The organism is Streptomyces sp. NPDC058773, from assembly GCF_042746015.1.
GTDB lineage: Bacteria > Actinomycetota > Actinomycetes > Streptomycetales > Streptomycetaceae > Streptomyces.
Window position 1 is genome coordinate 59333 of record NZ_JBHYPE010000020.1, and the last position, 12092, is coordinate 71424.

At 70.6% G+C, this 12092-nt stretch carries 9 protein-coding genes; 3 read left to right on the top strand and 6 right to left on the bottom strand.

What is annotated here, in order from left to right; all coding sequences use genetic code 11:
- Nucleotides 1-22 precede the first annotated feature (22 nt).
- Together ACFW5B_RS19170 and ACFW5B_RS19175 are read left to right on the top strand one after the other, a co-directional pair.
- A complete protein-coding gene (locus ACFW5B_RS19170) occupies nt 23-610 on the top strand; it encodes a TetR/AcrR family transcriptional regulator (protein ID WP_386440474.1) in 588 nt (195 codons plus the stop codon).
- 202 nt (nt 611-812) lie between these two features.
- On the top strand, nt 813-1334 hold the full coding sequence (locus ACFW5B_RS19175) for a TerD family protein (RefSeq protein ID WP_386440477.1): 522 nt from the start codon (nt 813-815) through the stop codon (nt 1332-1334).
- A gap of 111 nt (nt 1335-1445) precedes the next feature.
- On the opposite strand, the gene ACFW5B_RS19180 is transcribed toward ACFW5B_RS19175, so the two are convergent.
- From ACFW5B_RS19180 to nrdR, 3 genes are all read right to left on the bottom strand, one after another.
- Nucleotides 1446-2192, bottom strand: coding sequence for a hypothetical protein (locus ACFW5B_RS19180; protein ID WP_386440480.1), 747 nt, complete (start codon nt 2190-2192; stop codon nt 1446-1448).
- 204 nt (nt 2193-2396) lie between these two features.
- A complete protein-coding gene (locus ACFW5B_RS19185) occupies nt 2397-5279 on the bottom strand; it encodes a vitamin B12-dependent ribonucleotide reductase (RefSeq protein WP_386440483.1) in 2883 nt (960 codons plus the stop codon).
- A gap of 124 nt (nt 5280-5403) precedes the next feature.
- A complete protein-coding gene (nrdR, locus tag ACFW5B_RS19190; protein ID WP_386440487.1) occupies nt 5404-5934 on the bottom strand; it encodes a transcriptional regulator NrdR in 531 nt (176 codons plus the stop codon).
- A 547-nt stretch (nt 5935-6481) separates the two neighbouring features.
- Here nrdR and lexA point away from each other — a divergent pair.
- Nucleotides 6482-7279 carry a transcriptional repressor LexA gene (gene lexA, locus ACFW5B_RS19195; protein ID WP_386440490.1) on the top strand — a complete coding sequence of 266 codons (798 nt, stop codon included), beginning with the start codon at nt 6482-6484 and terminating at the stop codon, nt 7277-7279.
- 154 nt (nt 7280-7433) lie between these two features.
- Here lexA and ACFW5B_RS19200 read toward each other — a convergent pair whose 3' ends face one another.
- From ACFW5B_RS19200 to ACFW5B_RS19210, 3 genes are all read right to left on the bottom strand, one after another.
- The gene (locus tag ACFW5B_RS19200; RefSeq protein ID WP_386440493.1) at nt 7434-9413 is read right to left on the bottom strand and encodes an ATP-dependent DNA helicase; all 1980 of its coding nucleotides are present in this window, start codon (nt 9411-9413) and stop codon (nt 7434-7436) included.
- 41 nt (nt 9414-9454) lie between these two features.
- The gene (locus ACFW5B_RS19205) at nt 9455-11218 is read right to left on the bottom strand and encodes an IucA/IucC family protein (RefSeq protein ID WP_386440495.1); all 1764 of its coding nucleotides are present in this window, start codon (nt 11216-11218) and stop codon (nt 9455-9457) included.
- A 105-nt stretch (nt 11219-11323) separates the two neighbouring features.
- A complete protein-coding gene (locus ACFW5B_RS19210; RefSeq protein WP_386440498.1) occupies nt 11324-12016 on the bottom strand; it encodes a GNAT family N-acetyltransferase in 693 nt (230 codons plus the stop codon).
- Between the last annotated feature and the right edge of the window lie 76 nt (nt 12017-12092).

The following is a 12092-nucleotide window of genomic DNA, read 5'->3' on the forward strand; positions in this document are numbered from 1 at the left end:
TCGAATAACCGGAGGGCGGAGCATGCCCAGACAGGTCGACCACGAGAGCCGGCGCCGGCAGATCGCCGAGGCGGTGTGCCAACTCGCCGACGAGAGCGGCCTGGAGGGGGTCACGCTCCGCGATGTGGCGGCCCGCGCCCAGGTGTCCATGGGGGCCGTCCAGCGCTGCTTCGGCACCAAGGAAGAGATGCTGGTCTTCGCGCTGGGCCACATCGGCGAGCGGATCACCGCGCGGGTGTCGTCCCGGCTCGCCGCATCGCCCGCCCAGTCGGCCCGTACGGCGCTCGGGCACGCCGTGACCGAGGTGTCGCTGCTGCAGGAGGAACACCGGGCCGAGGCGCGGGTCTGGCTGGCCTTCGTGGCGCAGGCCGCCGTCAGCCCGCCCCTGGCCGGAATTCTGCGCGCCAACTACACCGGGCTGCACACGATGTGCGCGCGTCTGATCGCCGAGGCATCCGGCACCGCCGACCCGGACCGCGCGGCCCGCGCCCTCCTCGCCCTGGCCGACGGCCTCACCACCCATGTCCTGATCGGGCATCTCTCCCCCGCCGAGGCGCTGGATGTCCTGGACGGACAGCTCAACCGCCTCTGGGACGAGCGGAACCATTGACACCCCATGGCTGCCCCCTGGCCCCGACGGCGCTTTTGAGCCATCTCCTCCGACGGCAAAGCACCGGTGACCAGGGGCAGTTCACCCCGCCCACGGGCCGTTGGGCATGGCACGATGGTCAGCCAACGGGAAGCCCCGGGGAGTCGCCGCCCGATCGCGCAGGTCGTACCACGCCCCCGGGAGATGACGGGAGGGAAGTCCGGTGAGCACGCTCAGCAAAGGGATCGAGAAGGTCGAGGTAACGCTCAAGTGGGACCCGAGCCCCATCGGGACGCCGGACAATGACCTGGACATCGTGGCGGCGACCTATACGGCCGACGCACCGCACGGCGACCCGGCCTTTCTGGTGCACTTCGACAGCCGCTCGCCCGACGGGACCATCACCCTCAACCGCGACAGCAGGACCGGCCAGGGATTCGGCTTCGACGAGATCATGACGCTGGAACTGGACCGGCTGGCCGACACCTATACCCGGGTGATCGTCGGAGTGGCCATCCAGCAGGGTGAGGGCCGCAAACTCTTCGGCGATATCGCGAACACCGCCGTACGCATCCGCGAGGGCTACACCGACCTCGCGGAGCACGACTTCACCGAGGTCGCGGGGGCGACCGCCGCGACGGTCGCCGAGTTCACCCGGGACGACGCCGGACAGTGGCGCTTCCAGTCGACGGTCCGGGGCTTCGACACCGACCCGAACACGTTCACCGCCGAAATGGGCCGCTGACGGACCACGGCGCAAGAACGGCGGAGTGGGTGCCGGTCTGGTGGTCGGCACCCTCTCTCGCAGGGGGCTGAGCGTCCTCGACGACGGCTGCTCGTGCGGCAGTTCTCTCGATCAGGCTCTCCGCCGCTTCGGCCAGGGGTAACCGAGCTGCCCGGCAAACACCCGTGATCCGCCACAGACCTCGGCCGCCCGCCGTGGGTCACCCGCCACGATGTGCTCGGCGAGTCTCCCGGCCTGCTCCGCGGGGTCGTCGCCGGAAACGGCAAGCACCATCCGGAATTGCAGCCACGGGCGGTCTTCCCTGAGGGCTGCGCGCCCCGGATGGAAGAAGAAGACGTTGACCCGGTCGGGTTGCCACGGCCAGGTAGACACTCCGCCGAGTTCGCATTCCCACTGTGCAAGCCAGCCGGTGCGCGCTCCGAGGTCCCGCTCCAGCAGCCGGGCAACGGTTCGCGCCGGCCACTCCCAACTGTGGTCCGCGACCGCCCGCTCGACCTCCGCGCAGTACTCCCGGGCATCGAACCGGAACTCGGGTAGCTCGACGCCGTCCTTGTCGGGGTTGCGCCACTCGCTCCAGACCACGTGGTCGCCGTCCCGCCGGATGGTCACGTAGAGAGCGCCGCAGCAGGCTTCGGTGCACGCGGCCTCGGCCAGCCGCACCTCGTGCGGCTCGGTACCGGGCGCGAGCGGGCCGTCCGGCAGCAAGAGGTACTTGGGATCTTCGCCCGGCCCTTCCGTGAACACACCGGCCAGGATGTCCTCACCGTCGACCAGCGGGCGGACCTCCACGGCGGCGCCGCTCCGCGGAGGATCGGGAACGACAACATGGAGCGTGAGGCAGCGCTTCTCGTCAGTCACCGGACGATTGTGGGACCTGCCGCACCGCTGCGTCGCCCCATTTCTCGCGGATGATCTCCAAGTGCCGGGCGCTGGAGCGGCAGGTGTGTCACCGGGGCGGCCACTGCGCGGAAGGGGCGCCGGCGCGAGGCCGACGCCCCTTCCGTCAGGGACTACTTGTCAGGTGTTGCCGCGTGTTGCTCTCGCGGCAGCACCGCCCGTTTGTCAGCTGCACCCGCTGGTCGACCCGCAGCCCTCGCACAGGTAGCAGCTGCCGGCCCGCTGCATCTTCGTCCCGCAGGAGAAGCACAGGGGGGCGTCGGCGTTGATGCCCAGCTGCATCTCGACGAGTTCGGCGTTGGTGTGCGCCTGCTTCGGGGCCGGGGCGGCGGCCTCCTCGACGATCTTCGCCGCCGGGGTGGACTCGGTCACCGACTCCGTCTGGCGGGGCGCCGACTGGGCCAGGCCCTCGACGTCGACCTCGTCCTCGGACGGCTCGTACGAACCGGTCTCCAGGTGGCGCGTGCGCTCCTCGACGGAGTGGATGCCGAGCGCCGAGCGGGTCTCGAACGGCAGGAAGTCCAGCGCCAGGCGGCGGAAGATGTAGTCGACGATCGACTGCGCCATCCGCACGTCCGGGTCATCGGTCATACCGGCCGGCTCGAAGCGCATGTTGGTGAACTTCGAGACGTAGGTCTCCAGCGGCACGCCGTACTGGAGGCCCACCGACACCGCGATGGAGAAGGCGTCCATCATGCCCGCGAGGGTCGAACCCTGCTTGGACATCTTCAGGAAGACCTCACCGAGACCGTCGTCCGGGTAGGAGTTGGCGGTCATGTAGCCCTCGGCGCCGCCGACCGTGAAGGAGGTGGTGATGCCGGGACGACCCTTCGGGAGGCGCTTGCGGACCGGGCGGTACTCGACGACCTTCTTCTCGGCGACCGGCTCGGCCTCGGCCTTCTTCTCCTCCTCCTTCTTCTTGGCGGAGAGCGGCTGGCCGACCTTGCAGTTGTCGCGGTAGATCGCCAGCGCCTTCAGGCCGAGCTTCCAGCCCTGGAAGTAGACGTCCTCGATCTCCTCGACGGTGGCCGTCTCCGGGACGTTGACCGTCTTGGAGATCGCGCCGGAGAGGAAGGGCTGCGCGGCGGCCATCATGCGGACGTGGCCCATCGGGGAGATGGCGCGGTCGCCCATGGCGCAGTCGAAGACCTCGTAGTGCTCGGGCTTCAGACCGGGGGCGTTGACGACATTGCCGTGGTCGGCGATGTGCGCGACGATCGCCTCGACCTGCTCGGGCTGGTAGCCGAGCCGCTTGAGCGCCTTGGGGACCGTGTTGTTCACGATCTGCATGGAGCCGCCGCCGACCAGCTTCTTGAACTTGACCAGGGCCAGGTCCGGCTCGACGCCCGTGGTGTCGCAGTCCATCATCAGGCCGATGGTGCCGGTCGGGGCGAGCACCGACGCCTGGGCGTTGCGGAAGCCGTTCTTGTCGCCGAGGCGGATGACGTCCTGCCAGGCCTCGGTGGCCGCGGCCCAGACCGGGGTGTCCAGGTCGTCCATGCGCACCGCGGTGCCGTTGGCGTCGGAGTGCTGCTTCATGACGCGCTTGTGGGCGTCCGCGTTACGGGCGTAGCCGTCGTACGGACCGACGACCGCGGCCAGTTCGGCGGAGCGCTTGTAGGAGGTGCCCGTCATCAGGGAGGTGATGGCACCGGCCAGCGCGCGGCCGCCGTCCGAGTCGTAGGCGTGGCCGGTGGCCATCAGCAGGGCGCCGAGGTTGGCGTAGCCGATGCCCAGCTGGCGGTAGGCGCGGGTGGTCTCGCCGATCTTCTGGGTCGGGAAGTCGGCGAAGCAGATGGAGATGTCCATCGCGGTGATGACCAGCTCGACGACCTTGGCGAAGCGCTCGGCGTCGAAGGACTGGTTGCCCAGGTCATCGGCGCGCAGGAACTTCAGGAGGTTGAGCGAGGCGAGGTTGCACGAGGAGTTGTCCAGGTGCATGTACTCGCTGCAGGGGTTGGACGCGGTGATCCGGCCCGACTCCGGCGAGGTGTGCCAGTGGTTGATGGTGTCGTCGTACTGGATGCCGGGGTCGGCGCACGCCCAGGCGGCCTCCGCCATCTTGCGGAAGAGACCCTTGGCGTCGACCTCCTCGATGACCTCACCGGTCATCCGGCCGCGCAGCCCGAACTTCGAGCCGGCCTCGACGGCCTTCATGAACTCGTCGTTCACCCGGACCGAGTTGTTGGCGTTCTGGTACTGGACGGACGTGATGTCGTCGCCGCCCAGGTCCATGTCGAAGCCCGCGTCGCGCAGCGCGCGGACCTTCTCCTCCTCCTTCACCTTGGTCTCGATGAAGGCCTCGACGTCCGGGTGGTCCACGTCCAGGACGACCATCTTGGCCGCACGGCGGGTGGCGCCGCCCGACTTGATCGTGCCGGCCGACGCGTCGGCGCCGCGCATGAAGGAGACCGGGCCGGAGGCGTTGCCGCCGGAGGAGAGCAGCTCCTTGGAGGAGCGGATACGGGAGAGGTTCAGGCCGGCGCCGGAGCCGCCCTTGAAGATCATCCCCTCTTCCTTGTACCAGTCGAGGATCGACTCCATGGAGTCGTCGACGGAGAGGATGAAGCAGGCGCTGACCTGCTGCGGCTGCTGGGTGCCGACGTTGAACCACACCGGGGAGTTGAAGCTGAAGACCTGGTGGAGCAGAGCGTAGGCCAGCTCGTGCTCGAAGATCTCGGCGTCCGCCGGGGAGGCGAAGTAACCGTTGTCCTCGCCGCCCTTCCGGTACGTCTTGACCACACGGTCGATGAGCTGCTTGAGGCTGGACTCACGGGTCGGGGAACCCACCGCGCCACGGAAGTACTTGCTCGTGACGATGTTGACCGCGTTCACCGACCAGAAGTCGGGGAACTCGACGCCACGCTGCTCGAAGTTGACCGAGCCGTCGCGCCAGTTGGTCATGACGACGTCACGAGACGCCCACTCCACCTCGTCGTACGGGTGCACGCCGGGTGTGGTGTGGATGCGCTCGATACGCAGACCCTTGCTCGCCTTGCTGCCCTTGGCGCGGGAGCCTCGTGCCGGGCCGCTCGTCGTCTCTGTCATTCCGCCTCCCTGTATACGGGCAAACGCCCATATGTGCGCACGCATTCCGTGGCACGGTGTATGTCTTTCTGCGGCCGGGACGCCCTGCTCTCGCCCCGGTACAGGTCCTGGATGCGCGCCGAACTCAGTCGGCGGCGGTGGCGGGGACGGGGACGGCCGGGCCGCCGGCCTCCCCCTCGGTCCCGCATTCCGGTCCGGGCGGCCCCAGCTCGCGCTGCTCCCGCAGCTCGGCGATGGCCGCCTCGAAGTCCTCAAGCGAGTCGAACGCCCGGTAAACGGACGCGAAGCGCAGGTACGCGACGAGGTCGAGTTCCTGCAGCGGGCCCAGTATGGCGAGCCCGACGTCATGGGTGGACAGCTCGGCACTGCCGGTGGCACGCACCGCCTCCTCGACCCGCTGGCCGAGTTTGGCGAGGGCGTCCTCGGTGACCGGACGGCCCTGGCACGCCTTGCGCACTCCCGCGATGACCTTGTTGCGGCTGAAGGGTTCGGTGACCCCGCTCCGCTTGATCACCATCAGTGACGCCGTCTCGATGGTCGTGAAACGGCGGGAGCAGTCGGGGCACTGGCGGCGCCGGCGGATCGCCGTCCCGTCATCGGTGGTGCGGCTGTCGACGACCCGGCTGTCCGGGTGCCTGCAGAAGGGGCAGTGCATGGCTCCACCCTCCTCACCCTGTGATATACGGACGTACGTACGCCAACGAGCCCCACGTACGGCGACAGACCTCTCGGCCGGTCCGTACGGGCCCTTCGGAGCAGCCACCAGCATAGGCGATTCCCGGCCCCTCAGGGACCAGGCACCACAACTTCTGGGTGGCCGACCGCATCTAACCACTAGATGTGGTGTCGGGCCGCTTACATCTGCCTACCGCGTGTCGCGGCGGAGGCGGGCCGGGCGGTCGCCCACGAGGGTACGGGAAGCCACCCGGCCGGCGGTGCGGCGGGGCCGGGATGACAGAATCGGCCGGGCCGGAACGGACGGCCGCCGAGGCCTGCGCGCGACGGCGGACGGGCCCCGCCGTCCGGCCGGAAAAGCGGGCACACGCACCCTGCCGAAGACCCGGAATGCCGTTCGGCCATACACCCAGCCACTTGATCCGGGTACCAATCTGCGAATATTTCACTCGAACGTGTGTTTGGCGCAACCTTTCGAAAGCAACTACCGTTGGCTAACTAGGGAGAACATTTCGAGAGGGGCCGACGTGACCACCACCGCAGACAGCGCGACCATCACCGCACAGAGCCACTCCCAGAGCCGGTTCGAACACCAGCAGAAGGCACAGCGGCCGATGGACGACGCCACGTCGGACTCCGAAGAGCAGAAGCCCACCCGTGCACTGCCGGGCCGGCCCCCAGGCATCCGGGCCGACAGCTCCGGACTCACCGACCGCCAGCGCCGGGTGATCGAGGTGATCCGGGATTCCGTGCAGCGGCGCGGCTACCCGCCGTCCATGCGCGAGATCGGCCAGGCCGTCGGACTGTCCAGCACCTCCTCCGTCGCCCACCAGCTCATGGCGCTCGAGCGCAAAGGCTTCCTGCGGCGCGACCCGCACCGCCCCCGGGCGTACGAGGTCCGCGGCTCGGACCAGACCAGCACCGCCGCGACGGAGACCGCAGGCAAGCCCGCCGCGTCCTATGTACCGCTGGTCGGCCGGATCGCCGCCGGCGGCCCGATCCTCGCCGAGGAGTCGGTCGAGGACGTCTTCCCGCTCCCCCGCCAGCTCGTCGGCGACGGCGAACTGTTCGTGCTGAAGGTGGTCGGCGACTCCATGATCGAAGCCGCCATCTGCGACGGTGACTGGGTCACGGTCCGCCGCCAGCCGGTCGCCGAGAACGGGGACATCGTCGCCGCGATGCTGGACGGCGAGGCCACCGTCAAGCGCTTCAAGCGCGAGGACGGCCATGTGTGGCTGCTGCCGCACAACTCCGCGTACCAGCCGATCCCCGGCGACGAGGCGACCATCCTCGGCAAGGTGGTGGCGGTACTGCGCCGCGTCTGAACCACCCCTCACGACCGAGCCCCGGAACCACTGCGCCGGTTCCGGGGCTCTGCGCTGTGCGCCTGAACCGGCGCCACTTTCGCGGAGGGGGTGGCGGTCCGGTGGGAGTTGCTCAATGGAGGGTTGCGGTGCAAGACCCCCGGAAGTGCGCCGCCTAGGGGGTGTCGGCCTGTGAGGCCTGTGCTGCTGCGTCGATGGCGGCCAGCGAGCGGCGGACCTGGTTGCGGTCGGTGGTGTACCAGAAGTCGGGCATCGACTTGCGGAGGAAGGAGCCGTAGCGGGCCCGCTCCACGCGCGGGTCGAGGACCGCGACCACCCCGCGGTCGCCGGTGGCACGCACCAGACGCCCCGCGCCCTGGGCCATCAACAGGGCCGCATGGGTCGCCGCGACCGCCATGAAGCCATTGCCGCCGGCCTCCTCCACGGCCTTCTGCCGGGCGCTCATCAGCGGGTCGTCCGGACGCGGGAACGGCACCCGGTCCATCACCACCAGCTGGCAGTTCGCCCCCGGTACATCGACGCCCTGCCACAGGGAGAGCGTGCCGAACAGGCAGGTACGGGCGTCCTCGGCGAAGGCGCGGATCAGCTCGCCGAGGGTTTCCTCACCCTGCAGGAGGATCGGCAGGTCCAGCCGGCCGCGCAGCTCCTCCGCGGCGGCCTGGGCGGCGCGCATGGAGGAGAAGAGGCCGAGCGTCCGGCCGCCCGCCGCCTCGATCAGCTCGCTGAGCTCATCGAGCATGTCCGTACGGCTGCCCTCCCTGCCCGGCTGGGCCAGATGCTTGGCGACGTAGAGGATGCCCTGCTTCGAGTAGTCGAAGGGGGAGCCGACGTCCAGGCCCTTCCAGGGCGGGACGTCCTCGCCCGCCGTGCCCTCGGGGGCCAGGCCCAGGGAGGCGGCGACCCCGTTGAAGTCGCCGCCCAGCTTGAGGGTGGCGGAGGTGAGGGTCACCGAGCGGTCCTCGAAGAGTTTCTCGCGCAGCAGGCCCGAGACGGACAGCGGAGCCACCCGGAGGGACGCGCCGAAGCGGTCATGGCGTTCGTACCAGACGACGTCGTACTCGGAGCCGTTGGCGATGCGCTCGGCGACGGCATGGACGTTCTCCAGCGAGGCGAGCGCCTGCTTGCGGACCGCGTCCTCGTCCTGAACCGACTTGTCGCGGGTCGAGCCGAGCGCCGAGATGACCGTACGGGCCGCGTCCCGCAGCGCCATCAGGCAGTAGCCGAGGTCCTCGGGGATCTCCTCCAGGCGGCCGGGCAGGGCCAGCTCCATGAGGCGTTCGAAGGTCTCCGACGCCGTCTGGAGCTGGTCCGCGGCCTTCTCGTTGACGAGCTTGGCGGCCCGGCGGACGGCGCGGTTGACCTGGCCGGGCGTGAGCTCGCCGGTGGCGACGCCGGTGACCCGGGAGACCAGCTCATGGGCCTCGTCGATGATCAGGACCTCGTGCTGCGGGAGGACCGGGGCGCCCTCGATCGCGTCGATGGCGAGCAGCGCGTGGTTGGTGACGACCACATCGGCGAGCTTGGCGCGCTCCCTGGCGGCCTCGGCGAAGCACTCCGCCCCGTACGCACACTTCGAGGCGCCCAGGCACTCCCGGGAGGAGACCGAGACCTGGCCCCAGGCGCGGTCGGAGACCCCGGGGGTCAGCGCGTCGCGGTCGCCGGTCTCGGTCTCGTCCGCCCAGTCGCGCAGCCGCAGCAGGTCCTTGCCGAGCTTGCTGGTCGGCGTCGCCTGCTCGAACACGTCGAAGAGGCCGTCCTCCTCTTCCTGTGGGACGCCCTCGTGGAGGCGGTGCAGACACAGGTAGTTCGAGCGGCCCTTGAGCATGGCGAATTCCGGGCGGCGGCGCAGCAGCGGATGCAGCGCGTCGACCGTGCGCGGCAGATCGCGCTCCACGAGCTGGCGCTGGAGGGCCAGGGTGGCCGTGGCGACCACCACTCTCTCGCCGTGCGCGAGCGCCGGGACCAGGTAGCCGAGGGACTTGCCGGTGCCGGTGCCGGCCTGGACGAGGAGGTGGGAGTTCTCGTCCACGGCCCCGGCGACGGCCTCGGCCATCGCCACCTGGCCGGGGCGCTCGGTGCCGCCGACGGCGGTGACGGCGGCGTGCAGCAGATCGGGGAGGGAGGGCTTCGTCATAGCGCTGCAAGCCTACGCGGGACCACTGACAGCCGGGTCCGTCACGGCATGTGGAGCGGATTGGGGACGGTTCCGTACACCGCCGCGTGCGGACGGTCGGTGCGGTCCCGGTAGCCGTCCACATGCAGACGGTTGCGGTTCAGGCACAGCCGCGCGATTCGCGGGGTGAGCAGGTCGAAGGTCTCGTAGCGCTCCTTGAGGGCGGGGAAACGTTCGTGGTGGCGCAGGATCTCCGCCCGTACGAGTGCCCAGAACTCGGCCTCGGGCACCGCCAGTTGGTCCGCGCACAGCGGTGCGAGGTAGCGGAAGACGCCGACGAACAAGCCGGAATGGATGAACTGGGTGAGGAAGGCGGGCGGTTCGGTCAGCAGCACCGCCCGTACGTCGTCCGGCATGGAGTCGTGCTCCGGGAGCGGCCGGGAGCTGGTGTTGACGTCGTCGACGAAGTCCTTGACGGCGAGGCGGGTGGGGACCTCGTGCTCGTCGAAGACGACGATGGCGTTCTCGCCGTGTGGCGAGAAGACCGTGCCGTAGCGGTAGAGGAAGTGCAGCAGAGGCGGCAGCAGCGCGGCGAACAGCCGGGCCAGCCAGGCGCGCGGGGCCAGGCCCGAGCGGTGCACCAGTTCCGCGGTCAGGGCGCGGCCCCGGGGGTCGGTCTGCAGCAGCGCGGCCAGGGTGCGGGCGCGTTCGCCGGGGTCCAGATGGCGGTTGACCGGCTCACGCCAGATACAGCCGAGCAGCTCCTTGAACTGGTACGGGACGCCCGGCAGCCGGTCATAGAGGGGGTGCTCGACGGTGACGGACGCGGTCTCGCCGAGCAGGATCACCCGGGTCTCGTCGCGCAGATACGGGTCGGCGTCGCGCAGGCCGTGGACCCAGCGGGTGACGGCGGGCGCGGCGAGGGTGCGTTCGGTGGGCAGGCCGCGCCAGACGAGGGTGTTGAGGATGGACAGCGGCAGCTTGACCGTGCGGGCCTCGGGGCGGCTGAGGTTGAGGAAGGTGCGGATCGACTGCTGCGGCAGGCGGAGGTCGTTGTCGGTGGGCAGCGCGATGATGGATCTGTCCGCGAGTTGCGGGGCGAAGAGCGGGGCGATGGTCTCGTCCCACTGCCAGGGGTGCACGGGGAGATAGAGGTAGTCGGCGGGGTCGAGGCCCTGGTCGGCGACGGTGCGGGCGAAGGTGTGCCGGGTGGCGGGGTCGAGTTCCTCGCCGTAGAGACGATCGGGGGTGGCGAGGGTGGGGATACCTCGGTAGTGGGCGATGCCGTGGTGCGCGGCGAGCCAGGGCAGACGCCGGGCGGTGCGGGCCTCGGGGGCCCAGGTCGCCGCGTCGGCGGCCGAGAAGCCGAGCCGGCCCTTGTTCGCGACGAGCCAGGGATGGCCGGTCTGGCGGCCTTCGAGGGAGGCGTAGTCCAGGTCGGCGAGTTCGGCGGCGCTGAGCGCGGTGGCGTCGAGGCGGGTGTCGGCGGCAAGGGTGGCGGTCAGCTCGCGGATGAGGTGGCCGGTGGTGTCACCGGACAGGCCCAGCACGGTGTCGTGGGCATGGGTCAGGAAGCGGAAGGGGTCCGTGTCCGGAGTGATCGAATCGGGGTCGACGCGCCAGTGGCCGTAGGCGCCGCGCCGGGCGCGGAAGCGGTAGACGAGGGTGCCGACCGGCAGGCGGTATTGCGGGGTGCCGTCGGGGGCGGTGCCGTCGGGTTCGGGGGTGAGGATCTCCTCGTAGGCGAATTCCGCCAGTGTTTTGGCGAAGAGCCGGCGCGCGGCGTGCTGCCAGGCGCGGTGCGAGGGCTGGGGCTCAGGAGACAAGGCGGGACTCCTCGAAGCGGGACCGCCCCGGCTCGTGCGGGGGACAACCGGGGCAGCGCGGTGGGCGGCGGACCGGAGCGGGACCGTCGACGGACGGCCCCGAGGTCAGAGCTGGTGGCGGCGGGCGCGGTCGCGGACCATCAACGCCGCGCGTTTCGCGGGCAGTTCGATCTCCTCGGCGTAGCGGTACCCGGCGCTCAGGAAGGCCGCGACGGAGGCGGTGTTGCGCAGATCGGGCTCGGCGACGACCCGTGTGCACCGCGGGCGGTGGTCGAGGACGAGATCGGCGGTGGCGCGCAGCAGGGTGCTGCCCAGCCCTCGTCCGCGGTCGCCGGACCCGCCGATGAGCAGGTGGATACCGATGTCGTGCGGCCGGGCGGAGTAGTGGCGGGCGAGCGGGTCGAGATCGGCGCGGTACATCTCCCAGTAGCTCATCGGGACCCCGGCCAGCACCCCCAGGCAGGGCACGCTGCGGCCGTCGCCGTCGAGCTGGGCGCGCAGATGGGCGGCGGTGGTCTCCGGCGGGCCGGCCAGCTCCCAGAAGGCCGCGACGGCCGGATCGTTCATCCAGGCCACGATCCGGCCGAGATCGCGCTCCGGCCGGACGGGGACGAGCGCGAACGGCCCGGCGGGGGTGTCGGCCGCTCCCCAGCCCGCCGGGTCGTCGAGCAGCGGACCGGCGGCCGGGGACGCCGGCGGCCACTGGTGGTGATCGGACGGCGCGCGGTGTTCCGGCGGGGGCCGCAGGCCGACGGTGCCGTCGGAGCCGGTGCTGCGGCCGGGGTCGGTGGGTGGCACGGCGACGCTCTCCTCTCGTGGCCGCGTGCCGCGTGGCCGTATGGGTCGCGGGGCGCCGGCGCCTGGGACGGGGGGC